The organism is Yoonia sp. JB2-21, from assembly GCF_055693545.1.
Genome location: NZ_JBVFUC010000001.1, coordinates 2,618,273 through 2,644,328 on the forward strand (window position 1 = coordinate 2,618,273; position 26,056 = coordinate 2,644,328).

The window sequence follows — 26,056 nt, forward strand, 5'->3', positions numbered from 1 at the left end:
TGACCTACGAGACTAGAGAAGGACTTTGTGTTCGGCTTGGCCTGTATAGCTCGTCGGCGTACTGAAAGTCTTGCCCTCGTCAGGGCCATCCAGACCCACGGCTGCGCTCGTGCAGTAAAGCGTGCTCAGGTCTTCGCCACCAAAGGCCGGGCAGGACGTTTGTTTCGCGGCAAAGCTATAGCTTTCCATGAATGTCCCATCAGGGGCGTAACCCGCGACGCGGCTCACACCCCATTGTGCATTCCAGAGATTACCGGCAGCATCGATAACGGCACCGTCTGGACGGAAGTCCGTGCCACGCAGATCGATATGCAGCGCAGGTTCTGATATCGGCCAGCCATCAGCATCCAGCGCGACGCGCATGATCATTTGCGTGGGCGTGTCCGTAAAATAGGCGGTCTTACCATCCGGCGCAAAGCAGATAGCATTTGAGATCGTGATCGGCGCGAATATCTGGCGTAATTCACCCTGATAGTAGCGATAGATTGCACCGGCACCCTCTTCAGCGTTGATGCCCATCGTACCAATCCAGAAACCGCCTTGTGGGTCAGCGCGACCGTCATTCGAGCGGGTGACACTGTTGTCCGCCTCAAGCGGTACGACAAGGCGATGTTCGCCGGTGGTCAGATCAAGATGGCGCAATGCGGTCTGGGTGGCAAGCAACAGGCTATTGTCGTCAACCCAGCCGGCCGCACTGACGTATTCATTGAAATCCCAGCTTTGCGTTTTGCTGTGAAGGCGCTTGCCAAGGATATCGAACCAAAACAGTTCGTTTCTGGTGGGGTGCCACAGCGGGCCTTCGCCCAGCTGGCATTGGGTCGCGTCGAAAATCATTGGGCGGCCGCATCATAGGCCGCGACCATATCTCGGGCACGTGCGGTGACTTCGGCCACAGATAGGCCCGGCTTATAAAGAGCAGATCCAATGCCGAATCCATCCGCACTTGCGGCCATCCATTCCGCAAAGTTATCAGCGCCTGCACCGCCAACCGCGTAGACCTGTGTGCCCTTGGGCAACACGGCGCGGATCGCTTTGATGCCGTCTGGACCAAGCAGACTGGCCGGAAAAATCTTGAGACCGTCTGCGCCAGCCTTCAGCGCGGCGAAACATTCGGTTGGGGTCATCACGCCCGGCCAGCTTTGCATGCCGGCTGTCTTGGTGGCGACGATCACGCGTTGGTCATAGTTGGGTGAAACGATCAGTTTGCCACCCGCTTGCGCCACGCGACCCACATCTTCGACTGACAGCACTGTGCCTGCGCCGATCAGGGCATCTTGGCTATGCGCGTCGGCCATCGCCTTGATGCTATCAAAGGGATCAGGGGAATTCAGCGGCACCTCAATCTTTGTGATACCTGTATCAATCAGGGCTGCTGCGATTGGGGCGGCCTCGGCCGGTGTCACCCCCCGCAAAATAGCAATCAGTGGACGATCCATTGGGTTATCCTTTCAGGCGTTGATAGGCAGCCGTGAGGCCGGCAAGTGTCACAGAGATGGCATTGACTTGCGTCGCTGGTGCAGCCTGCGTGGCGAGTGCATCCACATAGAGCTTGGCCAAGCCACTGTCCCCTATTACGGCAATCTGCTGCCCGAGCCAGTAGGGTTTTGCGCCTGCAAGCTCTGCCCCGATGAGCAAACCGGACAGTCGCGCGCGTGCTGTGGCACCGTCGAGGCCATGCAGCAAACCTTCTGCACGCAAAGAAAACAACCGACTGGCAAGGCGTTCAGGTCGCGCCATTGACGCATCAAGACCTGCAAGAAAGGCGTCATTGTCCCAACCCTGTGCCGCAATAGAGTGGCGCAGAACGGTTTTCTCAGAAATCGTCGCAAAAAGCTCGCCTGTCATGAAGGTCTGAAAGCTCACGACCTCATCAGCACTGATATGGACCCATTTCGTATGTGTCCCCGGCAAGCAGACGACACCGTCCCACCCCGGGTTACGGGCCAAAAACCCGCTGATTTGCGTTTCTTCGCCGCGCATCACATCAGCGGGTTCAATCTGTTTGATACCTGGGATCACGTGGACGGACAGGTCTGGGTGTGTCGTTGCCGGCTGCGCAAAACCTTGCGGCAATGTGGGGCAGGGGACGGCGTCATAGGCAGCCTCGACCCAGCCTTGCCGCGAACCGACCATACCGCAAGCCACGACTGTCGTTGGCCCCGTCATCCAATCGCCGACAATATCAAGCAAGGCGGCCTCAAACTGATCAGGAGCAAGTTGCCCCATCCCCTTATCCGAACCGGCGTCGGCCAGGACCGAGCCAGAGGCTGACATGGCCCATGCGCGCATATTACTTGTGCCCCAGTCAACTGCGATCCAGTCAGCTTTGATCATGCTATCTGTCATCCTGTGCCCACCACGCCTGCATCAATCACCAGTGTTTGGCCAGTCATCATTGCGGAGGTGTCCGAGGCCAAGAAAAGCGTCCCACCCACCATATCAGGTGGCTTGATAAAGGTTTTCAGGCATTGTTTCTCCAAAAAGGCGGTTTTCGCCTCTGGTGTGGCCCATGTGGTTTCCTGTTTCTCGGTGAACACCCAGCCCGGTGCAATGGCGTTAACCCGGATACCAAGTGGGCCCCACTCGCGCGCCAGAGCGCGTGTCATGCCCATGATGCCAGCATTTGCGCTGACGTAGGGCGTTAGGCCCGGTGCCCCCATCAAGTAGGTGATCGATGAGTAGTTAATGATTGAGCCCTGTGCCCCCATCAAAGCGGCCGCCTTTTGACAGGCAAAGAAATATGCCTTGAAATTCACGGCCTGCATATCGTCCCAGATCTGGGGCGTGATCTGCATTGCATCATGTCGCATATCGTTGGCCGCGTTATTCACCAGCACATTCAAGGCTCCATTTGCAGACGCAGCCTGATCCATCGCGGCCTTCAGGGCATCGGTGTCCGTAATATCGCACTGGACAAAAAGCGGACGCTGCCCGTGTTTGTCGGCCATTGCATCGACAAAGTCATTGGCATCTGAGCGCCCAACAAACGTGACCTTGGCACCCTGCGCCAAGAACCCGTCAGTTAAGGCCGCCCCGATACCGTTGCCACCCCCGGTGATAAAGACAGACGCGCCATCAAGATCATGGAAGGTTGCAGTCATAGGCGGGTCCCTTCCAGAACCCACATCCGATCTGGGAAGGACCATGGGAGCGTGACGCCATGGTGCATCAGGTAGGTGCCCGACAACTCCAGCGCATCTGTCTTCAGCGCTGTTGTCCCCCGCGACAAACGATGCAGTGTGTTGCGGTTAGCCAAGTTGATCCGGTAGGTCGCATCAGGGTCCAGCCCGGTCAAGCGCAGAGGGCGCGGCGCGATCTGCGCACTGGTGGCCGCCTTGCCTGCAAAAACAACAAAGCGGTCCTTCTCCCGAGAAAGCTGTTGTTCAGCCAACACAGCCGGATCGGCGCTATCCAATAGCAGAATATCTGCTTTCTGCATCCAGTCTCGATTATGTTTCCACCAGCTTGTGACTTCGGTCAGTACAGCGGTTTCGACCTCGTCCAGTTCACGTGGGTCCATCTCGAACCCCATGTGGCGCTGGGCGGCGACCCAAGCGCGGAACGAGATATCGAGATTGCGACCCGATGTATGGCAATGACGCGGGCCCACGTGGCTGCCGGTGACTGACAAGGGCAGAAAGAGCGCCGCGTCATGCTGAATACGCAACCTTTCCAGCGCATCGTTGCTGTCTGATAACCAGACCCGCTGCGTGCGCTGCAGAATGCCAAAATCAATGCGTCCGCCACCCGAGGCACAGCTTTCGATTTCGACATGGGGAAAGTCTGTACGCAGACGGTCGATCAACGCGTATGATCCACGGGTTTGCGCTGCGTCTGGCATCGGCAGAACGCGGTTGTGATCCCATTTGATATAGTCGATCTCATGATCGCGCAGGATGGCGGACATCCGGTCAAACAGAAAATCCCGCACTTCCGGGAGCGCCATGTTCAACGCCTTTTGTTGGCGCCCCAATGTCTGGTCTTCGCTGCCCAAGGCCCAATGGGGATTGGCGCGATGGATGTCGCTATCCTCATTGATCATCTCGGGCTCGAACCAAATGCCAAATGTCATGCCCAGACCATGCACATGGGTGATAAGCGGGTGCAGACCATCGGGATATTTGCGCGGATCAACTGTCCAATCCGACAAGCTGCGGGTGTCATCGTCGCGGTTCCCGAACCAACCGTCATCCAGCACAAAGCGTTCGGCGCCCAGCTTGGCGGCGCGGTCAGCGATGTCTTGCAGAACGGGCAGTTTGTGGTCGAAATAGACGGCTTCCCAGCAGTTATAGTGTACAGGGCGTGGCGCATCAGGTTTCGGCCAAGTCACGATCCGATCGCGCAAATGGCGTTGGAAAGATACAGCACAGCCGTTTAGCCCGGTATTCGAGTAAACAATATAAAGCGGTGCGGTTTTGAACTGCGTTGCGGGCTCGGTTTCCATCCGGGCGGCATGGCCCCATTGGATTTGACGGCGGCCATCCTGCAACTCTTCCGCAATCATCTTATGGCCGCCGGACCAACCATAGTGAAAAGCATATGCTTCACCGGTCGTGTTGGTTGCGCCGCGACAGGGGATGATCAGGCCGGGGAAATGCTCGTGGCCGGTCCGTCCGGTGCGATTTTCGCGGTAACGCATCCCGGGTGCCCAAGCGGTGCGTGACAATTGGAATTCGCCGCACCAACGGCCCGAAACATCAATCATTTCATCCGATTGCTGCGGTCCCGGCAAGACCGGGGCGGCCAACCAGTGCAAATGCACGGGGCGGGTCGCATCAAGCGTGGTCTGGCAAGTGATCGTATGGGTGTCATGGTCGCTGATAAAGCTGACGGTCAATGTCAGGCCATTGGCCTTATCCACGTACCGCAGCTCTAGCGTGCCGTTTTGTTCTACATTCTCAAAGCAAAATTTCGGTAAAAGTGGCGTGCCATCTGTGTCGCGCACGATAAGACCCGGCTGGCCCGGGAAGCTGCGCGTGGCCTCGGGACAAATCGACAAGTCGGGATTTTCATCCAACATGCCACCGGTGACATCAATCACATTGGCCGCATGCAGCGTGTCGAGATCTTCGTCATCGGGAAGAGTGGCGCCCCAATAAACGGCTTCTGGCAGACGGTCGTTGCGGGCCGCCAGAACAAGTGTCTGACGACCATCGTCGATACGATAGGTTCTGTTCATTTAGTTTACTTTACAGCTCCGAGGGTGAGACCCGCGATAAAGTGTTTCTGCATCAAGAAGAACATGGCTACTGGCGGCAGGGCTGCCACGATGGAGCCGGCACTCATCAAGTGATAGGCGGCGCGGAACTGCGAGTTAAACTCGGTGATCCCGGCGGTGACGGGTTGGGCGGTCGGCCCTTGGGTCAAAACAACGGCCCAAAAATAGTCGTTCCAGATGAAGGTAAAGATCAGCACCGCGAGGGCAGCCAATGCGGGCTTCATCAGCGGCAGGACCACATAGAGGAAAATCTTCCATTCCGCGATGCCTTCGACACGCGCAGCTTCAATCAGCGGAAATGGCAATGCGCGGATGAAGTTGCGCATGAAAAGCGTGCAGAACCCGGTTTGGAAGGCAATGTGGAACAAAACCAGCCCGGTCTTGGTATCATAAAGGTTCATACTAACGGTCAGATCACGCACCGGTACCATCAGGATCTGGAAGGGTACAAAGTTACCCGCGATAAAGATGAAAAAGATAAGCAGGTTGCTGCGGAACTTGTAAATCCCGAGCGCAAAGCCCGCCATGCAAGACAGTGCTACTGCGCCAATCACCGTGGGGATTGTGATGAACAATGAGTTCCAAAGGTAGCGTGGCATGTTCGATTCAAAGAATACCTTGCCGTAGTTTTCGAGCGCCGAGAAGCTGCTGGGGATACCCCAGTAGTTGCCGTTGACGAAATCTGCCTCAGGCTTGATCGAGAAATTGGCAACGGCGATCAGTGGCAAGAGCCAGATGATCAACATGATCGGCAGCAGGACCTGATACGAGATTTGCCACTGGCGTGAAGTCTTTTCGAGCGGGGTCGGAAACATTAGCGACCTCCCTTTTCGTCTTGGTACATCGACCACAAGAAGTAGGTGATGAAGCCCAGCATGATGAAGAACAGAACCACCGCAATCGCGGCGCCATAGCCCATGCGGAAACCGAATTCGGACAGCGATTCCTCGAACATATAGAACGACAGGACGCGGGTTGATCCGAAAGGCCCACCATTTGTCATAACGCTGATCAAATCGAACGAGCGCAGGGCGCCAATGATTGTCACAACGAACGCGATAAAGGTCGCGGGCTTCAATTGCGGCAGGATGACATACCATAGCATTTTATGACCCTTGGCACCGTCAAGCCGCGCGGCCTCAACCTGTTCCGGGTCCACGGCGTTCAGGCCGGTCAGGTACAAGATCATGCAATAGGCTGTCTGCGGCCAAAGGCCCGCAGCGATGATGCCGTAAGTTGCCATGGTCGGATCGCCCAGAATGTTCACGGGGCCAGCGCCAAAGATACCAAGCACGGCGTTCAGCAAACCTTCACGTGGCAGGTAGAACCAGCTGAACACAAGGCCCACAACAACCTGGCTGATCACGAAGGGAAAGAAAAACATCGACTTGTAAAAGCGGATGCCTGTCACAGTCTGATTGAGGAAGAGCGAAATCATCAGACCGGCAGGGATCGCCAGCAGATAGAGCACCAGCCATTTGAGGTTGTTCCAGAACGAGACCGAGAACTTGCGGTCGATGCTCGCATCGCCCCAACCAAGCAACCGTTCATAGTTGGCGGTGCCAACCCATGTCTTTTCGCCCAGACCGTCCCATTGATGAAGTGAAATCCAGAACGACTGTGCAATAGGAACGATCACGTAGACTGCGAAAAAGATCATCGCCGGTAGCAGGAAAAGCCACGGCGTAATCGCAATCTCGTTGCGTTTATACCAGCTCCGGGTTGGTGCAGCGGTTGCCATGGATTGGTCTCCCTTGCGGTCAGCACATGCGAAAAGCCGACAAGTGGCTTTGCGGATGAGTTGGGGGCGAGAATGACCCCGCCCTAGAAAGGGCGAGGTCGCGTAGGGCGGGATTATTCCCCCACCTTACGTTTTAGTTGTAGATACGCTGACGTGTCTCTTCGAGGCGTGCCAGGATGTCGTCCAGGTTATCTGGGAACACCATGAACTCCTGCAGGCCTTCCATGCCGACAGATGCCATTTCGGCGTCGAAGTCACGGTCGAAGAACTGCATAATACCGCCACCTGCGTTGGTGGACAGCATATCAAAGCCTTCCTTGAGGAACTTGTCGTCATCAATCGAAGAGTTTGCGTTCACAGGCAGCTGACCAAGGCCAGAACCGCTGTTGATTTCTGTCTGAACGTCAGCGGATGTGACGAAGCGCAAGAACTCTTTCGCGGCATCCATGTTCTGTGCACCAGATGCGATGTGGAACGTATCTGTTGGCGCATCTTCTGCATAGTCAACGTCTGCGTTGATCACTGGGAACTGGTAGAAGTCCAGCTGATCATCCGTCAGGCCACCGTCGCGGAATGCCGCGACAGAGAAGTTGCCCATCAGATAAGCGGCGGCTTCGCCGTTGACCATGAAGGGCAGCGCTTCCTGCCAGCTGTATGTCTGGTGGTCGTCAATGAAGGCGCCCATGTCGATCAGCTCACGCCAGTTGGCGAATGTCTGACGCACGCGGTCGTCTGTCCATTCAATTTCGCCACGGGCCAATGCGACGTGGAAGTCGTAGCCGTTTGTGCGCGAGTTGATGTAGTCAAACCAGCCGCCAGCTGTCCAAAGGAACTTGGTGCCGATTGTGTAGCACTTGACGCCATTGTCGAGCAGTGTCTGGCAATTTGCCTTCTCTTCTTCCCAAGTCGCAGGTTCGCTCAGACCATACTCTTCAAAGATGTCTTTACGGTAGTAAACACCCCACTGGTAGTATGTGTAAGGCACGCCCCACTGAGCGCCATCAAGTGTCATCGCACCTTTGGTGGATGCCAGAGCTTCAAACTCAGGCTCGGCCCAGAGGTCAGAGATGTCGGCAAATAGTCCCGCGTCAACGAACGGACGCATACGGTTGGCCGCATACCAGTTCACAACATCAGGTGGGTTTGCGCCAAGTGAGTTGCGGATCTGTGTTTTCCAGGCTTCACGATCAACGATTGTCAGGTTGATCTCAAGACCGGGGTGCAGTTCACCAAAGTCTTCGACCAGGCCTTCCATCACCGCGCGCGGCGCGGGGTTGGACATGTCGGATGTGATGTTCAATTCGCCAGACAGGCCGTGGCCGTCTGCAGCAGCTGTTGACGCAGTTACGCCAGCAGCAACCAACGCCGCAAGCGACGTCTTCAAAATGGAATGCATGGTGTCCTCCCAGTATGCTTCCGTGTGTAAAACCGGTCTCATTATTTGAAACTTGGTTTTGGATGTTGATACTAAACCGCGACTCGGCTAGCCTTGTCAACATCTCAAAGCTGCACCGGGGAGGAGACCAGTGCAAATGCTCTGTTGAGATATGGGAGGACAAATGGGACGGGTGACCGGTGACGGCACAGTCGGTAAAGCGCTTGAGGTGCTTGATCAGGTTGCGGCCTTCGGTCGGCCTGTGCGTTTCAGCGAATTGCTGTCCCAGTCAGATTTCCCCAAGCCAACACTGTACCGATTTGTGCAAACGCTGACGAACCAGGGAATGCTCGCCTATGACCCGGAGCGCCAGACATATAGCCCCGGCGTCCGTCTGGTGCGCTTGGCCCATGCCGCGTGGGATCAGTCGACACTTGCTCCTGTGGCGCGGCCGCACATCGACGGACTTAGCAAAGCGGTCGGTGAAACAGTACATCTGGCGCAGCTGGATGCAGCGCAGGTGCTGTACATAGACAAGCGCAATGCCGGGCAGCCGGTGGAAATGTACAGCCAAGCCGGCAAGGTAGGTCCTGCCTACTGTACCGGCGTGGGTAAGGTGATGCTGGCATTCCTTGATGACCCCACCGCTGACACAGTCATAGAACAGCAGTCTTTCCATGTCTTTACGGATCATACACTTGATAGCGCGGATGCGCTGCGCGCCGAACTCAAAGACATTCGTGAACATGGCTACGGTTTTGACCGGGAGGAACACGAACCGGGCATCATTTGCGTGGCAATGCCAATTCTAACCGAAACGGGCCGGGTGTTGGGCGCTCTCTCGGTCACCAGCACAACAAGTCGTACCAATCTTGCGGGACTAGAGGCTTATGTGCCCGTCCTAAAAGAGACGGCAGAAAAGATCACGCGGGAGGCCCAGAACTGGAGCTTCCCAGATTATCATACAAAAGAAGCAACAAGGATTTAAGCCATGTCAGGTGTTACGCTGAATAAGGTGATCAAACGCTACGGCGATGTGCAGGTCATTCACGGGATTGATCTAGAAATCGAAGATGGCGAATTTTGTGTCTTTGTTGGCCCGTCGGGGTGCGGGAAATCGACCCTGTTGCGCATGGTCGCGGGCTTGGAAGAAACCACCGAAGGCCAAATGCACATCGGCACGCGCGACGTCACCCGCATGGATCCGTCAGAGCGTGGCGTGGCCATGGTGTTTCAGACCTACGCGCTCTACCCGCATATGACGGTCAAAGATAACATGGGGTTCGGCCTGAAAATGAACGGGCACCCCAAGCCCGAGATTGAAGAGAAGGTCGCGGAAGCCACCCGCATCCTCAAGCTCGAACCCTATCTTGATCGCAAACCTGCCGCGCTATCGGGTGGTCAGCGCCAGCGTGTCTCCATTGGTCGTGCAATTGTGCGTGGTCCTGAAGTGTTTTTGTTTGACGAACCGCTGTCAAACCTCGACGCCGAATTGCGCGTCGAAATGCGGGTCGAGATCGCGCGCCTGCACAAAGAAATCGGCGCGACCATGATCTACGTGACCCACGATCAGGTCGAGGCGATGACCTTGGCGGATAAGATCGTTGTGTTGCGTCTGGGCGTGATCGAACAGGTTGGCGCGCCGATGGACCTTTATCGCGACCCTGACAACAAATTCGTGGCGGGCTTTATCGGCTCACCTGCGATGAACTTTGTGAACGGGTCGGCCAAAGGAGGGGCAGTCTCGGCTCCCGGTCTGGCAGCGTCCTACGACGGCATGATCAACGCAGCCTACGACGGTAAAGCGCTCAGTGTCGGTGCCCGCCCGGAGCATATTATCATTGATCCAGCCGGTGATACGCACACCGTTGAGATGATGGAAAGCCTTGGCGGCGTGTCCTTCGCCTATCTGACCAGCGACAGCGGTGAGCGTATCGTTGTGGAAGAGCGCGGCGATGTGCGCAGCAATGAAGGTGACAAGGTCGGCATCCAGATCGATGCCAGCCGGATCTATCTGTTTGACGCAGAGACCGAGCAGCGTATTCGGACCTGACGCTGTAACCTTAGACGTTTTTGGCGTTCCAATGAAAAAGGCCCGCGTCGCTGCGGGCCTTTCGTTATCTAGCGTTTGCCGTAATAGAGGCCGACCACATGTTCGGCTTGGGCAAAGAACAACCAGCGCAGGGTCAGCACGCCCGCGATATGGCTGAGTACCGCCAAGGCTGCAAAGATGTGATTGAACGGCAAGAGAAGCAGGATCACGGGCAGCAAGAACGCCAGTCCGATGGTGATGATCCGCAGCTTCTCTGCATGTTTGCGGCCGACCTGATGGATGAACTCGCGCATCAGATAGTTGGTACCGGTATGGGGTGGTTCAAATGCGCGGACTTTGCCGATGTGGCCCAGCCCTGTCGCACTTTCCATTGTCGTGCCGGACGCCTTGAACCGGCTGTCACCGCTGGCCCACGCAAAAATTTGCAAGATGCCGCCTGCGATCAACAGAACTGCCGCGATCTTGATCTGTCCTGCCAGCAAAGCACCACCACCGACCGACAACAGCAGATACATGGCCGGCGTCGTCCAGTGCCGCCAACGTGGCACTGTTTTCATCTGGGTGTAGATCATGGAAGTGGTGAACACGACGCCAAGCGACGCAATGCCACCGATGATCCCTGTGAACTGTAGTGGGGTGCTGGCAAACACCAAACCGGCACCATAAATCGCCATGATCACCAAGGCGAAAACGGCACAGATACCCTCACGGCTCAACCAGCTGGTTTGCCATTGGCTGAACGCTTTAATCGCGCGTTCAGGGTGACCAAGGTGGAAGGTTGAGGCGATTAAGCCGCCGACCGCACAGATATAGGCCAGTGCAAACCAGATGAACGCGCTGGTGCCAGTTGGCGTGATCACACCCATGCCAAGCCAGAACAGGAGGCCAAACCCAAGGCCCGAGAACGTATTGAAGATAATAACTGAACTTGCGGGATGCATTACTTCGCTCCTCCAGGCATCGCGGACAGGGCTTTATCAAGCCAACCAACAAAACCTTTGCCGTCTTGGGCAATCGGTTCAAGATAGGGGGCCAAAACGTCGAATTCCGGCATCTCGTCCTTGGGACGTGGTGGCAGGTATTTGTTGACGGGCTTGGTGCCTTGTTCGGGCATCAAGTCAAAGCCGCCGCGTTCAGCGACCAGCTGCGACACCTCACTGTTTTCATCACCCAAATCACCAAAGTGACGGGCACCAGCAGGGCAAGTCCGTACGCAGGCGGGCTGGCGGTCTTCTTCGGGCAGATTTTCGTTATAGATACGATCAACGCAAAGGGTGCATTTTTTCATGACACCTTCTTTGGCGTCCAACTCGCGTGCCCCGTAAGGGCAGGCCCAAGCGCATAAGCCACAGCCGATACAGTCGCTTTCATTGACCAGCACGATGCCATCCTCGGCCCGTTTGTAGCTGGCCCCGGTTGGGCAGACGGTGACGCAGGGCGCATCTTCGCAATGCAGGCAGGATTTAGGGAAGTGGATCAGCTGGGCCTCGCCTTGGTCTGGTTGGACCTCAAACGAATGGACCCGATTCAGGAATGTGCCTGATGGATTGGCCCCATATGCGTCTTGGTCGGACAATGGCGCGCCGTAGTTTTCGGTGTTCCAGCCTTTGCAGGACACAACGCACGCATGACAGCCAACGCAAGTATCAAGGTCAATGACCAGTCCCAGTTTCTTGGCGGATGGCAGGGGGAGTTGGGTCATAGGACGGCCCTTTCTTGAAGTGCCGGAGCCTCCGGCTGGAGTTTTTCAGGCAAGATGATAAGCTTCATGTCTATGGGCATAACGTCTGTCCGTTCTTTTGCGTCCCAAGTGGCGATATACCAAATGAAGCTGCCAACGGTCAGGCCGACGAAGGCCAGTATCATCAATAGCACTTGTTTGTTGGTCATTTCCCCACCTTCCAGCCCAGTTCATCGGGGCCTTTGCCAACGGGTGATTTGATCGCAGGCATCGCGGGCTGTGCCTCATTGGGGACGGCGGACTTTTCGATCTTCACGCGCAGGTCAAACCATGCCGCTTGACCTGTCACCGGATCAGAGTTGGCCCAGCGCAGACCGTCGCCTTTGGGCGGCAGCAATTCGTGGATCAGGTGGTTGAGCAGGAAGCCTTTGGTGGCCTCTGGCGCACCTTCATCCAGCGCCCATGTGCCTTTGCGCTTGCCGATCGCGTTCCATGTCCAGACCGTGTTGGCGTTGAGCGACGCTTGGTGTGCGACCGGCACGACGATAGAACCATGGGTGGATGACACTTTGGCCCAATCGCCCTCTTTGAAGCCATTGGCCTCCCAGATTTTGGTGGGCACATAAAGCGGGTTATGGCCGTGGATTTGCCGCAACCACGCGTTCTGCGTCCCCCAAGAATGGTACATCGCCATCGGCCGCTGGGTCAGCGCGTGCACGGGATATTCATCCAGATCAACGCCATCGTCTTCCAGCGCGCCGTACCAAATCGGTAGCGGATCCATTGTCAGCTTCAAACGCTCGCGCAGGTGCTCGGGCGGTTGCCGCTCGCCGATCCCTTCGGCGGCAGCTTGAAACTTGCGCAAAGGTTCGACGTAAAGCTGGAAGATATAGGGCTGGACCGCGTCATAGAAGCCCATTTTCACGGCCCAGTCCTGGTAGTCCATGCTGAAGGGTTTGTAGTAGGCCGCGTTTTCGGGAACATGTTCGATCCAGAAACCGCCATTGTTGATATAGCTCTGCAACTGGCCGCCGTTGGGTTCGCCGCGCCCACCTTGCAACTTGCCATTTTCGCCTAGGCGCCAGCCTGCCAGCGGTCCGACACCGGGCCGCCGTATGTGGTTGGTGATGTAGTCGGCGTAGTCTTCATACTTTTGGCTACCGTCTTCATTGACGAAGCCGGGCATGCCAAGGCGCGCGCCAAGATCGCACAGCACGGATTGGAAACCGCGTACGTCACGGTCCGGTTCCACCACAGGCCAACGGATAGCATCGGCCACACCATCGGCTTCGCAAATCGGGCGGTCCAGCAGCGAGATGCAGTCGTGCCGTTCAAGGTACGTCGTATCGGGCAGGACGAGGTCAGCATAGGCCACCATTTCCGATGAGTAGGCGTCAGAGTAGATGATGTTCGGGATCACATAGTTCCCATCATCATCTTTATCGGTCAGCATCTTATGCACGCCACCGACGTTCATGGAGGAGTTCCACGACATGTTCGCCATATACATAAACAGCGTGTCGATCTTGTAAGGCACGCCTGCGTGGGCGTTTGAGATCACCATATGCATCAACCCATGGGCCGACATCGGGTTTTCCCATGAATAGGCTTTGTCGATCCGCTTGGGATTGCCCTCGTCATCCAGCAGCAGGTCTTCGGGGCCGTGGGTATAGCCAAGGTGTGGGCCGTCAAGTGCGGCACCGGGGGTGACTTTGCCGTGGGGTTTGGGGTGCGCTGTCGCGGGCTTGGGGTAGGGCGGTTTGAACCGCATCCCGCCGGGCACCTCGACCGACCCAAGGAGGATTTGAAGCACATGCAGCGCGCGGCAGGTCTGGAACCCGTTGGAATGGGCCGAGATGCCGCGCATCGCGTGGAAACTGACCGGGCGACCGACCATTTTGTCATGCTTTTTGCCGCGGAAGTCGGTCCATGGTCGGTCCAGTTCAAACGCCTCATCAAAGGCCACGCGGGCAAGATCAGCGGCAATGGCGCGGATACGCTCGGCTGAGATGCCGCAGCGTTCGGCAATGGCTTCGGGGGCGTATTCGTCAGAGAGATAGCGGTCCGCCATTTGATGGAAGACTGGGCGGTGGGTGACGCCCTTCGCGCGGTAAGTTGCAGACAGATCAGGCTCAACGCCTTGGCCATTCCACGGCGCAAGCTGACCGGTGTTGCGGTCAATCACTTGGGGTTGGCCTTCGTCATCGCGCAGGAACAGGCCAAATTGCTCTGACTTGGGGTCTTCGTTCACAAGGACAGAGGCGTTGGTGAAACGCGCCAGATAGTCCAGATCAACCTTGCCCGCCTTCATCAGACAGTGGACCATCGCAAGAATAAACAGGCCATCGGTGCCTGGTGTAATGCCGACCCAATCGTCAGCGACTGCGTTATACCCGGTACGGATCGGGTTCACACCGATCATGCGCGCGCCACGCGCTTTCAACTTGCCGATACCCATCTTAATGGGGTTGCTGTCGTGGTCCTCGGCAACGCCGAACAGCATGAACAGCTTGGTGTGGTCCCAATCAGGCTGGCCAAATTCCCAGAACGCGCCGCCCATGGTGTAGATGCCAGCAGCGGCCATGTTGACCGAACAGAACCCGCCGTGGGCTGCAAAGTTTGGCGTCCCGAACCCTTGCGCCCAAAAGCCTGTGAAGGATTGCGACTGATCGCGGCCCGTGAAGAATGCCAGCTTTTCGGGGTGTTTTTCGCGGATCGGCTTGAGCAGATCCGTCGCCATGGTCAGCGCTTTTTCCCATGAAATCTCTTCAAACTCCCCGATCCGCGCGGTCCCACGCGCTTCAACGGCGCCCGCAACCGCGATGGGGCGTTATGCTGCATGATGCCGGCGCTGCCCTTGGCGCAAAGCACCCCCTGGTTGACCGGATGGTCTTTGTTGCCTTCGATATAGGCGACCTTACCATCCTTCATATGCACATTGATCCCACAACGACATGCACACATGTAGCAAGTCGTTTTCCTGACTTCGTCTGAGACCTGTGGCGATGTATCAAGTTGTGGTTGATCAAGGGACATTTTGCTTACCTTTCGGGCGGCTATCAGGTGAGGAAGTAAACCCCGGATAGGATGACAGTTGCAATAAAAATGGTCTGCGTGATGATCAGGGCGATGGCAGCACCGCCCACGGCGAGGACCTTTTTGAGATTGGTTTTCATGCCAACGGCAGCAATGGCCGTTAGCAACAGCCAGCGCGAGGCTTCCGATAGAAAATCAGCAATGGCGATCGGGATGAAGCCCAGCGAATTCAACGTCGCCAGAACCAGAAAACCGATCACAAAGGTTGGGATGATAGGCGGGCGTTCGCCGCCCTCATCTGGTGTGGCAAAGCTGCGAATAACGATCGCTGCGACAATGACCACCGGCGCCAGCAACGATACCCTGATTAATTTCACCAGCGTTGCTGTGTCGCCGACACTTTCGGACACTGAAAACCCAGCGCCGACCACCTGCGCCACGTCATGAATCGTCCCACCCAGAAAGACACCGGCGGCAAGATCGGATAATCCCAGAAGGTTCACTATGATGGGATAGATGATCATCGCGATGGTCGACAGGACCGTGACACCCATGACAGTGAACAGCAATCGCTGTTCGGATCTCTCATCCTTGGGTAGTATTGCGGCGATTGCCAGCGCCGCCGACGCACCGCAGATGGCCACAGACCCGGCTGTCAGAAACGAAAAGCGCCACTTTGATCCAAACAACGGCCCGATCAAAAGCCCAAAGCCAATCGTCGCGGCAACAGCACCCACAATCAAGAGAACAAGAGGCAAGCCAAGTTGCGCCGTAAGTTCCATGCTGATCCGTGCGCCAAGCAGCGCGATGCCAAGCCGCAGCAGCGTCCGGGCCGAGAACCCAATACCTTCAACTGTTTTGCCTTCTTCCCCCAGAAAAGCGAGTGCTATGCCCAGTAAGAGCGCCAAAAGCATCGCCGGTGTTGCATAGTGTTCGGCCAACCACTGCGCCGTAATTGCGGTCATTCCGGCGACAACAACGCCGGGGAATAGCACCTTGCCCCGGTCTATCGCCAATGTTGGGGAAAGTGCACTCATGCCGAAGCCACCGTACGGATGATACTGGCTGCCGCAAGAACGCAGAGCAAGGACAAGCAAAACGGACGATAGTATTGCGTCAGTGAGGGCACAAACAGCTTTTGCCCCAAATAGACGCCGATCAATGTTGGAACCGCGAAGACAAGCCCGCGTGCGATGCCTGAGAAATCCATGATACCGAAGGCCAACAGCATGACCATCGAAGTGATCGAACTCAAGAAAAGGAACAACACCAGCGATCCGCGCATCTGCCGTGCGGGTGCATCACTGGCCAGTACATAGAGTGCTACAACCATCCCACCCACATGCGCGAGCCCACTGACAATGCCGGCGACAATGCCAGCCCCATAGAGACCAGGCTTGGTTGCGAGGAACGCAAGCCTGAGTTTGCTCAGTTGTGAAATCGCAAGGACGATGATGACCGAAAGCGCCACGAGTTTTGACGTCTCAACGGGCAGGTTGAGTGTCAACCACAGGCCAATGGGCCAGCCCGCTGTCGAGCCAACGACCAGACCGATGGCGGTGCCACGGTCGGCATCAGTCCAGCCCCCTTCAGCATCAAAAGTGACGCGCTGACTTCCAACCACCATAACATCGGGATCAGTGCGATTGGCGGGAGGAAGATGACAGCCGTTGCCATGATCATCGCTGACAATGCAAAACCCGAAAAGCCACGCACAACGCCAGCGACCACCACGATAAGGGTCAGCCACGCGAACTCTTGTCCAGTCAGGTCAACAGCGGTGAGCAGACTTTCGAGCATTCAGCGGCCTGCTGCGATCAGCGCAAGCGCATCACGCGCGATTTGCTTTTCTTCGTCCGCTGCAATCACGTGAACGGGCGCATCGCCGAAACAGGCCAGAAAAGCCATGATCCGATCGCGGATAGGTGCAGCATTTTCACCAATACCACCCGTAAACGCGACTGCATCGAGCCCACCCATGGCAATGATCGCTGAGCCAGCATTGCGTGCGGCCCAATAGCAGAAATGTTCGACGGCGAATTTGGCCGCCACGTCGTCCCGCTCCAGCAGCGTTTTCATATTGTTGTCACCGGCCAAGGCTTTCAGGCCGGAATTTTTATTCAGCATCCGGTCGGTTTCATCCTCACCCAGCGACTTTGACATCCGCAGCACCGCTGCCCCGTCGATATCGCCAGATCGCGTGCCCATCGTCAGGCCGGACAGGGGGGAGTAGCCCATCGACGTTGCGATAGATTTGCCGTTATGGATCGCACAAAGGCTGGCACCGTTGCCCAAGTGAAAGGCAAGCAGGTGTTCCGGCAAGTCATCGCCAAAATCGGCAACCATATTGGCGTATGACAACCCGTGGAACCCATAGCGCCGGATACCCGCATCATGGTGGGTCTGGGGAATGGCGTAGCGGGTCGCGACCTCTGGGTTGGTTGCGTGGAACGCCGTCCCAAAGCTGCAATATTGCGGCAGATCGGGGGCCATATCCTGCAAGGCGTAGATGCCCGCTAAATTGTTCGGGTTATGCAGTGGCGCCAGTGGTATCACGCTTTCGATCGTGGCAATCACCGGCGGGCGCAGCCGCGCAGGTTGGGTCAGAACAGCACCACCATGCACAATCCGGTGTGCGGCAGCATTGAACGCGGTTAGCGGGAAACCCGCCTCTGCCAATGCGGCCAGCATCAGTTCCAGCGCATGCGCATGATCGCGGGTTTCGATAGTCGATGTCGCCTCACCCAGTGTCAACGCGCCAGTGGTGCCAAGGTTCGTCACGCGGCCCGAAATGACAGAGCCTAGACCCTCGTCAAATACCTCGATCTTAAGCGAGGAAGAGCCTGCGTTCAGAACCAGTATCACTTTGGCAATCCACAGCTGATGGCGGCAAGCGCAGCAGAGGCGATGCGTGCGGCGGGTGGATCGGCGCGCGAGGTCAGCAGGATTGGAACTTTTGCGCCAGTGACGACGCCAGCGGCGCAGCCGCCGGTTAGGTAAACGAAGGCTTTGAACAGCGCGTTGCCTGAAACGATATCGGGTACAATGATCGCATCCGCTTGACCCGCGACGGGATCATCGGTCAGTTTTTTGGTCGCCACCGCCTCGGGCGAGATGATGAGGTCAAGCGCCAGCGGGCCCGAAACATCAATGCCTTCGACATTGGCTTTCGCCCAATCGGCCAGTTCTTTGCCGTCCATTGATGAGGGCACCGAAGGAATAGCGCTTTCGGTTGCAGACAAGATCGCGATTTTGGGCCGGTCATTGCCCAGCTTATTCAATAGGTTCTTCACCTCGACAATCGATGACTGCCGCGTCGTCAGATCGGGCGCCACGTTGACGGCCGCATCTGAGATCAGGATCGGCTTGCCACCATCCGGGTGTGAGATGTGGAAGATATGCACGAAACGCGCGCCCGTCCGCAGGCCCGCATCGCGGCTGACGGCGGATTTCATAAAGACGTCTGTGTGCAATTGACCCTTCATCAAAACATCAGCCTCGCCAGCGCCACAGAGGGCAGCGGCGGTTTTGCCGGCCTCTTCTTCACCCGTGGTGTCGTGCAGCGCATAGCCGGAAATGTCCCAATCCAGTTTTGCGGCCTCGGCCCGGATCATATCGGCCTCACCCACAAAAACGGGCACCATGATGCCAGCCTTGGTTGCGTCCTCGGCGGCTTCCATCGGCAAGGGTGATCCGGCGCGCGCGATAGCCACGCGCGGTGCACCAAAGCCTTGCGCGCGGGCGATCAGGTCAGCGGGGGCTACGGCCTCGCGGGTAGAAAGGAACGGAGAGGTCATATTACATCCTTAGAATGACACGCAGCAGGCCCAGAACGGAAAGTGCCAGCAGCAACATCACCGCAAAGCGCCTGAATGTGGAAGGGGAGGCTGATAGAAACTGGCGACTGCCCAGCCAAACGCCTAAGCCCAGCATGGGAAAGGCCATGGTGACACCGATCACGGTATCCCATGTCACTAAACCACCCGCCCAAAGCAGGGGCATTGTGATCATGTCCAGCCCGGTCAGGTAGACAATCATGGTGGCGCGAAATATGGCGGCTTCCATCGGTTGCGCTGACATGAACGCGGCGACAGGCAAGCCGCCGATCCCCGCGCTGTTGCATGCGCCCGAGACGATGCCCACGCCACAATGACCCATTGGACCAATCTGGGTTTTGAGCGTCCAGCCGGTCAGCAGAACAAGTGAGAGTAGGAGAATAATCGCTGAAATCGCGATGCGTGCGGTGTCTTCGCCAACTGACAAGATCACTGAGACTGAGAAGGGCAACGCTATGGCGGCCCCCACCAGCAACGACAAAACCCTGCGCCAGTCGACATGTCCGCGAATGCCGCGGGCCTGAAAGACTGTCATCACCATTTCGCATGCAAAGACCACCGGAATAAGGGGGAGTGGATTTGTGACAAGGGCTGCAAAAGCGATGAAGATCGCCGAAAACCCAAAACCCGAATAGCCCCGGACGAAAGCGGCCCCCAGCAAAGCAAATGCAAGGGCCGCCGCTGTGCCGGGGCCAAGGTCGAATGGCAAGCTTATTCAGCAGCCATATCGGATTTCGAGATACCGGCCACTTCGACAGGTTTCTTCATGGCGTCACGGCGGAATGGCTCGCCCAATTCCTGGTTCAGAATGACCTCAATCAGCGTGGTTGTGTTGTTTTCCATCTGATCTTTGATCGCTTCGTTTAGTGCGGCGGTCAGATCGTCCATCGTGTTGACTTGAACGCCCTTCAGGCCACATGCATTGGCGATCCCTGCGTAAGACACTTTCATGTCCAGCTCGGTGCCGACGAAATTGTCGTTGAACCACAGGGTCGAGTTCCGCTTTTCAGCACCCCACTGGTAGTTGCGGAACACGATCTGTGTGATGGCAGGCCATTCGTCGCGCCCAATCGCTGTCAGTTCGTTGACAGAGATACCGAAGGCGCCGTCACCCGCGAAACCGATGACCGGCACATCTTTTTGGCCGATCTTCGCACCGATGATCGCAGGCAGACCGTAGCCACAAGGACCAAAGAGGCCCGGCGCCAGATACTTGCGACCTGTTGGGAAGCTTGGGTAGGCGTTACCAATCGCGCAGTTGTTGCCGATGTCAGACGAAATGATTGCATCTTCCGGCATCGCGGCCTGAATAGCACGCCATGCCTGACGCGGGGACATCCAGTCTGGACGGGCGGCGCGTGCGCGCTCGTTCCATGTGGTGCCCGGATCATCCTGTTCATGATCAAGCGAGGTCAGTTCCTGCGCCCATGCAGATTTGGTCTGCGCGATCATGTTCTTACGCTCTGCGCGACCTGTGTCACCAGCGTCGTCCGCCAGCTGCGCGGTGATACCCTTGGCGACTTTGGCCGCATCGCCCACGATACCAACGGTGACCTTCTTGGTCAGACCGATGCGGTCTGGGTTGATGTCAACCTGAATGATCTTGGCGTTTGTGGGCCAGTAATCAATGCCGTAACCGGGCAGGGTCGAGAATGGGTTCAAACGTGTGCCCAATGCCAGAACGACGTCGGCTTTGCTGATCAGCTCCATCCCGGCCTTGGACCCGTTATAGCCCAAAGGACCCGCGAATAGAGGGTGGTTGCCTGGGAACGCATCGTTGTGCTGGTAGCCAACGCATACTGGCGCGTCGAGCTTTTCAGCCAAGACGCGGGATGCTTCGATGCCGCCTTCGGCCAGAACAACGCCAGCGCCGTTCAGGATGACCGGGAACTTTGCAGTCGAGAGCATTTCAGCGGCCGCTGAGATGGACTCGGTACCACCTGGGGATACCTCAAAGTTAATCGGCTCGGGGATTTCGATGTCGACAACTTGTGTCCAGAAATCACGTGGGATGTTGATCTGGGCCGGACCGGAAAGGCGGTGCGCCTTAGAAATCACGCGGGCCAGCACTTCGCAGATGCGGGTCGGATCGCGGACTTCTTCTTGATAGGCTACACAATCAGCGAACAGGTTCATCTGTTCCATTTCCTGAAAGCCACCCTGGCCGATTGTTTTGTTGGCCGCCTGTGGTGTGACCAGCAAGCAAGGTGTGTGGTTCCAATAAGCAGTTTTCACGGATGTGACGAAGTTCGTGATGCCGGGACCGTTTTGCGCGATCATCATCGACATTTCGCCGGTGGCGCGGGTGTAGCCGTCAGCCATCATGCCCGCGGTCATTTCATGGGCGCAGTCCCAGAACGTGATGCCCGCTTTGGGAAAAATATCAGAGATGGGCATCATGGCAGAGCCGATAATCCCGAAGGCGTTACGAATGCCGTGTGCTTGGAGCGTTTTGACGAAAGCTTCTTCAGTGGTCATCTTCATGGCGATGGGTCCTTCCCTAAAATTCCATAGAAAATGGGGGCGCAGAATCCCCCCGTTTTCGTTGCAGCGACATTAATTTCTGCATGCACTCAGCGTTAGGTCCAATTGTGGACCGTTCCTAAGTCCAAATGAATTGTAAATGAGACCGCAAGTCTCAATAATCATGTAGTTTGGATCGCATTGGCGATCAAGCGAATTCCATCGGGAATACGTGCTGCGGGGATTGAGGAATAGGCAAGCCGCAGGAACTCTGTCGGCGGCGCATCTCCGGCAAAGAACGGGGCCCCCGGCTCGACTAGAACGTTAACGGCCCGTAAACGTTCTGATAATTCCGTCGTATCGGTCCCCGTGGGTGCGCGGAGCCACACCGATGATCCGCCATAGGTGCCTTGCCCTGCAATCGTCAGTCCATGCTCCGCAAGAGCGTCGTCCATGACCTGTCGACGCTCGTGGTACGCTTTGCTCATCCGCCGGACGAGTGCGTCATAATGACCAAGCGAAAGATAGTAACTAACCGTCCGTTGAATATGCCCGGGTGGGTGACGCAAGACCGTCGCACGCAGGGCACGCGCCTCGCGAATGAATGGGGCCGGTCCCACAAGATATCCCAGACGCAGCCCCGGAAACAAAGATTTGGAGAACGAGCCGACATAGATCACCCGTCCGTTTTGATCGAGCGACTTGAGGGAAGGCGATGGCGACTTGAGGAATGACATCTCAAATTCATAGTCGTCCTCGACAATCAAGAAATCCTCATCTTCGGCCTTTTCCAGAAGTGCCTTGCGTCGCGCCAAAGGCATTGTCGCCGCTGTCGGGCACTGGTGGCTGGGTGTCGTGAACACCACGTCAGTGTTTTCTGGCAAATCTTGCGGAGGCAGGCCATCAGTATCAACCGGCACAACGCTAAGCTGGCAGCGCGACTGTGTCAGGATTGTCCGTAGCGCTGGATAACAGGGATCTTCGATGGCGGCACGTCTGCGCGCATTCAGCAAAACCTGTGCCGAAAGCCACAGCGCGTTTTGCGCACCCATCGTAACAAGTATCTCATCTTGGTTCGCAAGAATGCCACGCCGCGGGAGCGTCTGGCGCGCAATAAAATCCACAAGCTGCGGATCGTCACCGTCAAAATAATCAGATGTCAGCGCATTGAAGTCCCGCATGCCCAAGGCACGCAGTGCACATAGACGCCAGTTTGCACTGTCAAAGAGCGTCTTATCCGCTTGGCCGTAAATGAACTGATAACGGTAGTCCGCCCAATCCGTCGGCTTGTCCAGACTAAGCCCCGGCGTGAAACGCTGCCCGATAGCCCGGGTCCAGTCGACTGTCCCGGTATTGAAACGTTGCGCTGGAAAGGCTGGGGGCTCAGGCGCGTTTTCGGAAACAAAGTAGCCCGAGCGCCCGCGTGAGGTCAGATAATCATCAGCCACCAACTCAGTATAGGCCAGTGTCACCGTGATCCGACTGACGCCTAAATGCGCAGCCATTTTTCGCGACGACGGCAGCCGTTCGCCCGGTCGGATGCGTCCGGCAAGAATACCTTGGGCGACCATTTGCTGAATGCGCGCTTGCAATGTGCCTTCGGCAGACGGGTCTAGAAAGAAGGTTTCAACAGATATCGACATGGTCTGGCCTTAATGTGGCGGCCAGATTGGACTTAAACGATGAAAAGCGCAAGCTGCGGATGTGATGCGCCTTTAGGGCTTGCAGGCAATTGCGACGGAAACGGCGCACTGTACCGTTTCATAGCTATGCGCTTTCAGGAGATCGACCCATGAAATTCTTGCAACTGGGATTTATTGTGCTGTTGGGCGGCGTTTGTTTTGCGACCTACGCTACATCCAGCACACTACACTCGCCGTGTCAGACGGCGGAGCAGGCAATTGTTCGTCCTGCTCCGACTGGTTCTTAGCCTAAAACCCGCGTGATCGCTTCATCAACCGCAGCGGTCACTTGATCAAGGTCGTCTGCCGTTGCGACCAATGCTGGCGCAAACAACAGGGTATTATTGTAGCCCGGCAATGACCGGTTGGTTGCACCGATGATGATCCCCTGCGCCATACAGTCGGCCACGATGGCGCCAACGTGCTTTTCATCGACAGGTTCTTTGGTGTCACGATCCTTGACCAGCTCCGCACCTGCAAAAAGACCCATGCCGCGCACATCGCCGATCCACTTATGCTTTTCCATCAGCCCATAAAGGTTGCCCTTCAGATGCTCACCCATCGCGACAGAATTGCCGCGCAGGTCCTCTTCCTCGATGATATTCATGTTTTCAATGGCTGCGGCAGGACCGCCTGTGCAGCCTCCAAAAGTCGAGATATCGCGGAAATAACCCAGGTGATCGGTGTCATCCTTAAACATATCGAAGACGCGGTTCGTTGTGACACAACAAGAGATCGCTGCATAGCCGGACGCCACACCTTTGGCCATTGTCACGATGTCGGGCTGCACGCCGAACTGCTGATAGCCGAACCAGGTGCCCGTCCGGCCAATGCCGCAAACCACTTCATCAATGTGCAACAAAATATCGTACTTTTTGCAGATTTCCTGAACACGCTCCCAATAACCTTTGGGCGGAACAATGATACCGCCACCCGCGGTAATCGGTTCAAGGCACAGGGCGCCAATGGTGTCCGCGCCTTCTGCAAGGATCACATCCTCAATCGCCTGCGCGGCCTTCACGCCATATTCTTCGCCAAGGCTGCCGTCCTGTGAACGGTATTCCATACAATGCGGCACGCGGATAAAGCCGGGGGTAAAGGGTCCGTATTGTGCGTTGCGTTCGTCCTGACCACCGGCCGACATCGTGGCAATGGTTGAGCCGTGATAATCCCGCTCGCGATAGAGGATCTTTTGCTTTTTGCCGCCATAATGCTTGTGGCTGATCTGGCGGACCATCTTGAAGGCTTTCTCATTCGCCTCTGAGCCAGAGTTGGCATAGTAAACGCGATCCAACCCGGGCATTTTGTCGATCAGCATCTCTGCAAACTGCGCGCCCGGAATGGTACCAGCGGTGCCGCCGAAAAAGCACATCTTAGTCACAGCATCAGAGATCGCCTTGCCGATCCGTTCACGGCCATAACCCACATTCACCGTCCAGACACCACCTGAGACGGCATCGATATGTTCTTTGCCTTTGATATCCCAGACGCGCAGGCCCTTGCCCTCAACAATGATGCGTGGGTCCACCTTCTCGTAGGGTTTATGCTGGCTCAGGTGATGCCAAACATGTGCGCGGTCCGCTTCGACAACATGCTCGGGATCATTTGCGAAATTTAGCGTGTCCATGTTCGTACTCCATTCAAATTGAAGAGGTGGGCTGCACGAATCCAGTTCAGTGATGGCCCAAAACTGCTGTATTTTGCCTGTACGACGTCCTGTCTCAGTAGGGCCAGATCGACTTGTTAATTATATCCAAAACAGAAGTTTGTCGGGAGAACTCTTTGACCGTTGCGTTGGTAAGTAGCTGATAAAGTGAGGCAATCAGCGTCAGGCAGTGAACGATGCTCCATTTCGGTCGACCTGCGGCAGAATATCCTGAATTGACCAAAGCGCATGTTTTTCCGGCGTCGCGCCCGGATTTGTCAATTTCTTGGGCATCAGACAAGCGTCGAATAAATGCAGTGACAGGATGGTCATTTCGCTCCCGTCTTGGTTTGTTGCGCCCATGCTGACCGATCTTCTATTTCTTGCGCTGCTCCTGCTTGGTTCTCTTTTTCTGTTGCTGTTACGCCGTCGTGGAAAGGTGTCAGGCAAACTGCCGCCGAACGCGATTGTCGTGGATGGATCGAATGTCATGCATTGGGGCGACGGGCCGTCTGCAATGGTTCTTTCGCGTGTCATCCGTGCCCTCACGGACAGGGGTCTGATGCCGATCGTCTTCTTTGACGCCAACGTCGGATACCTGCTGGATGACCACTACTATGATGAGGCGAAGCTGGCATCGCTGATCAGTATCCCGGCGAAGCAAATATGCGTCGTTGATAAAGGCGTGGTTGCGGACGAAGCAATCTTGCGCTTTGCGTCACGGTATAGCCTGCGAGTGATCACAAATGACAGGTTTCGCGATTGGCGGGTCAGGTTCCCGCTGGCCGCAAAAAAGGGACAACTGATTGGCGGTACGTGGCGCGAGGGCGCCGTCGTCTGGCGCGGTCGGCTATGAGGTCAGATCGTCGGGGGCAAGCCGATATGCCTTGCCAAAACCGCCGTTCAGATCAATCGCTTTAGGGATCAGCGCGAAAAGCCGGAAGTCACTGAAATCATAGTAAAGTTGGGCCTTTGGGATCGCTGCAAGCCAGGCCTGTTTCATGTCTGCTTTGTCGGCGCGTTCTGCTATCGCTGAGACCGTCATACGCGGGTGGGTGAGCGGATCGCCCTTGGGACCCGGTTCGCCAATCAGTGCCGCGCAGGCGGGATTGGCGTGTAATGCTTGCGTATGTGTCGACAGGGCAGAGATCAGGGTAAAAAGATGACCCTCTGACCAGAGCAGTGCAACGCGCGAAACGTAGGGTGTCTGTGTGACCGGATGGGTTACAGCCAAAGCGCCGAAGCGCGCGGTGCACAGCAGGTCACGCGCCTGTTCAACAGCGGCTTTGTCCGTGGGGTTGATCGGGTCGCGCGCGGTCATTGCGC

At 56.6% G+C, this 26,056-nt stretch carries 24 protein-coding genes and 1 pseudogene; 3 read left to right on the plus strand and 22 right to left on the minus strand.

From position 1 onward, the window contains the following. Positions 1 to 12: 12 nt before the first annotated feature. The 8 genes from ACZ1G5_RS13155 to ACZ1G5_RS13190 all read right to left on the minus strand — a co-directional run bounded on the left by ACZ1G5_RS13155 (position 13) and on the right by ACZ1G5_RS13190 (position 8,355). Positions 13 to 834 (minus strand): SMP-30/gluconolactonase/LRE family protein, encoded by an 822-nt coding sequence (locus ACZ1G5_RS13155; RefSeq protein ID WP_472733273.1) that lies wholly within the window; start codon positions 832 to 834, stop codon positions 13 to 15. Next, entirely contained in the window at positions 831 to 1,436 is a 606-nt protein-coding gene (locus tag ACZ1G5_RS13160) for a 2-dehydro-3-deoxy-6-phosphogalactonate aldolase (protein ID WP_472733274.1), read from the minus strand. The genes ACZ1G5_RS13155 and ACZ1G5_RS13160 overlap by 4 nt, the downstream gene beginning before the upstream one ends. Before the next feature lie 4 nt (positions 1,437 to 1,440). After that, positions 1,441 to 2,346, minus strand: a complete 906-nt coding sequence (locus ACZ1G5_RS13165; RefSeq protein WP_472733275.1) for a 2-dehydro-3-deoxygalactonokinase — start codon at positions 2,344 to 2,346, stop codon at positions 1,441 to 1,443. Beyond that, positions 2,343 to 3,101 carry an SDR family NAD(P)-dependent oxidoreductase gene (locus ACZ1G5_RS13170; RefSeq protein WP_472733276.1) on the minus strand — a complete coding sequence of 253 codons (759 nt, stop codon included), beginning with the start codon at positions 3,099 to 3,101 and terminating at the stop codon, positions 2,343 to 2,345. Before ACZ1G5_RS13170 ends, ACZ1G5_RS13165 begins: the two co-directional genes overlap by 4 nt. Next, positions 3,098 to 5,179, minus strand: coding sequence for an alpha-galactosidase (locus ACZ1G5_RS13175; protein ID WP_472733277.1), 2,082 nt, complete (start codon positions 5,177 to 5,179; stop codon positions 3,098 to 3,100). The genes ACZ1G5_RS13170 and ACZ1G5_RS13175 overlap by 4 nt, the downstream gene beginning before the upstream one ends. A 5-nt stretch (positions 5,180 to 5,184) precedes the next feature. Further along, complete coding sequence (locus ACZ1G5_RS13180) at positions 5,185 to 6,033, minus strand: carbohydrate ABC transporter permease (RefSeq protein WP_472733278.1); 849 nt, start codon at positions 6,031 to 6,033, stop codon at positions 5,185 to 5,187. Then, positions 6,033 to 6,959, minus strand: a complete 927-nt coding sequence (locus ACZ1G5_RS13185) for a carbohydrate ABC transporter permease (protein WP_472733279.1) — start codon at positions 6,957 to 6,959, stop codon at positions 6,033 to 6,035. Before ACZ1G5_RS13185 ends, ACZ1G5_RS13180 begins: the two co-directional genes overlap by 1 nt. A gap of 133 nt (positions 6,960 to 7,092) precedes the next feature. Then, complete coding sequence (locus ACZ1G5_RS13190; protein ID WP_472733280.1) at positions 7,093 to 8,355, minus strand: ABC transporter substrate-binding protein; 1,263 nt, start codon at positions 8,353 to 8,355, stop codon at positions 7,093 to 7,095. Positions 8,356 to 8,527: 172 nt separating this feature from the next. Between ACZ1G5_RS13190 and ACZ1G5_RS13195 the strand changes: the two genes are divergently transcribed. Beyond that, positions 8,528 to 9,322 (plus strand): IclR family transcriptional regulator, encoded by a 795-nt coding sequence (locus tag ACZ1G5_RS13195; RefSeq protein ID WP_472734334.1) that lies wholly within the window; start codon positions 8,528 to 8,530, stop codon positions 9,320 to 9,322. A gap of 3 nt (positions 9,323 to 9,325) precedes the next feature. Further along, positions 9,326 to 10,387 (plus strand): ABC transporter ATP-binding protein, encoded by a 1,062-nt coding sequence (locus ACZ1G5_RS13200; protein ID WP_472733281.1) that lies wholly within the window; start codon positions 9,326 to 9,328, stop codon positions 10,385 to 10,387. Positions 10,388 to 10,455: 68 nt separating this feature from the next. Here ACZ1G5_RS13200 and ACZ1G5_RS13205 read toward each other — a convergent pair whose 3' ends face one another. From ACZ1G5_RS13205 to ACZ1G5_RS13265, 13 genes and pseudogenes are all read right to left on the minus strand, one after another. Next, positions 10,456 to 11,328: a dimethyl sulfoxide reductase anchor subunit family protein gene (locus ACZ1G5_RS13205; RefSeq protein WP_472733282.1), complete on the minus strand. Its 873-nt coding sequence runs from the start codon at positions 11,326 to 11,328 to the stop codon at positions 10,456 to 10,458. Continuing rightward, the gene (locus ACZ1G5_RS13210) at positions 11,328 to 12,089 is read right to left on the minus strand and encodes a 4Fe-4S dicluster domain-containing protein (RefSeq protein WP_472733283.1); all 762 of its coding nucleotides are present in this window, start codon (positions 12,087 to 12,089) and stop codon (positions 11,328 to 11,330) included. The genes ACZ1G5_RS13205 and ACZ1G5_RS13210 overlap by 1 nt, the downstream gene beginning before the upstream one ends. Next, positions 12,086 to 12,277, minus strand: coding sequence for a hypothetical protein (locus tag ACZ1G5_RS13215; protein ID WP_472733284.1), 192 nt, complete (start codon positions 12,275 to 12,277; stop codon positions 12,086 to 12,088). Before ACZ1G5_RS13215 ends, ACZ1G5_RS13210 begins: the two co-directional genes overlap by 4 nt. Beyond that, a pseudogene (locus tag ACZ1G5_RS13220) lies at positions 12,274 to 15,104 on the minus strand (molybdopterin oxidoreductase family protein). The gene ACZ1G5_RS13215 and the pseudogene ACZ1G5_RS13220 overlap by 4 nt, the downstream one beginning before the upstream one ends. 23 nt (positions 15,105 to 15,127) lie before the next feature. Continuing rightward, entirely contained in the window at positions 15,128 to 16,141 is a 1,014-nt protein-coding gene (locus ACZ1G5_RS13225; RefSeq protein WP_472733285.1) for a YeiH family protein, read from the minus strand. Further along, positions 16,138 to 16,659 (minus strand): TSUP family transporter, encoded by a 522-nt coding sequence (locus tag ACZ1G5_RS13230; protein ID WP_472734335.1) that lies wholly within the window; start codon positions 16,657 to 16,659, stop codon positions 16,138 to 16,140. The genes ACZ1G5_RS13225 and ACZ1G5_RS13230 overlap by 4 nt, the downstream gene beginning before the upstream one ends. Further along, the gene (locus tag ACZ1G5_RS13235; RefSeq protein WP_472734382.1) at positions 16,608 to 16,904 is read right to left on the minus strand and encodes a hypothetical protein; all 297 of its coding nucleotides are present in this window, start codon (positions 16,902 to 16,904) and stop codon (positions 16,608 to 16,610) included. Before ACZ1G5_RS13235 ends, ACZ1G5_RS13230 begins: the two co-directional genes overlap by 52 nt. Next, on the minus strand, positions 16,905 to 17,969 hold the full coding sequence (locus tag ACZ1G5_RS13240; protein WP_472733286.1) for an acetate/propionate family kinase: 1,065 nt from the start codon (positions 17,967 to 17,969) through the stop codon (positions 16,905 to 16,907). It abuts the gene before it with no gap. Then, positions 17,966 to 18,901 carry a phosphate acyltransferase gene (locus ACZ1G5_RS13245; RefSeq protein WP_472733287.1) on the minus strand — a complete coding sequence of 312 codons (936 nt, stop codon included), beginning with the start codon at positions 18,899 to 18,901 and terminating at the stop codon, positions 17,966 to 17,968. Before ACZ1G5_RS13245 ends, ACZ1G5_RS13240 begins: the two co-directional genes overlap by 4 nt. Position 18,902: 1 nt before the next feature. Then, on the minus strand, positions 18,903 to 19,655 hold the full coding sequence (locus ACZ1G5_RS13250) for a TSUP family transporter (RefSeq protein WP_472734336.1): 753 nt from the start codon (positions 19,653 to 19,655) through the stop codon (positions 18,903 to 18,905). Next, positions 19,652 to 21,424: a sulfoacetaldehyde acetyltransferase gene (xsc, locus tag ACZ1G5_RS13255; RefSeq protein WP_472733288.1), complete on the minus strand. Its 1,773-nt coding sequence runs from the start codon at positions 21,422 to 21,424 to the stop codon at positions 19,652 to 19,654. The genes ACZ1G5_RS13250 and xsc overlap by 4 nt, the downstream gene beginning before the upstream one ends. A gap of 161 nt (positions 21,425 to 21,585) precedes the next feature. After that, positions 21,586 to 23,046, minus strand: a complete 1,461-nt coding sequence (pdxR, locus tag ACZ1G5_RS13260) for a MocR-like pyridoxine biosynthesis transcription factor PdxR (protein WP_472733289.1) — start codon at positions 23,044 to 23,046, stop codon at positions 21,586 to 21,588. Positions 23,047 to 23,329: 283 nt separating this feature from the next. Beyond that, complete coding sequence (locus ACZ1G5_RS13265; RefSeq protein WP_472733290.1) at positions 23,330 to 24,712, minus strand: aminotransferase family protein; 1,383 nt, start codon at positions 24,710 to 24,712, stop codon at positions 23,330 to 23,332. A 379-nt stretch (positions 24,713 to 25,091) separates the two neighbouring features. Between ACZ1G5_RS13265 and ACZ1G5_RS13270 the strand changes: the two genes are divergently transcribed. Beyond that, positions 25,092 to 25,586, plus strand: coding sequence for an NYN domain-containing protein (locus ACZ1G5_RS13270; protein WP_472733291.1), 495 nt, complete (start codon positions 25,092 to 25,094; stop codon positions 25,584 to 25,586). Here ACZ1G5_RS13270 and ACZ1G5_RS13275 read toward each other — a convergent pair. After that, positions 25,581 to 26,051, minus strand: coding sequence for a pyridoxamine 5-phosphate oxidase (locus tag ACZ1G5_RS13275; protein WP_472733292.1), 471 nt, complete (start codon positions 26,049 to 26,051; stop codon positions 25,581 to 25,583). The genes ACZ1G5_RS13270 and ACZ1G5_RS13275 overlap by 6 nt on opposite strands. Positions 26,052 to 26,056: the final 5 nt, after the last annotated feature.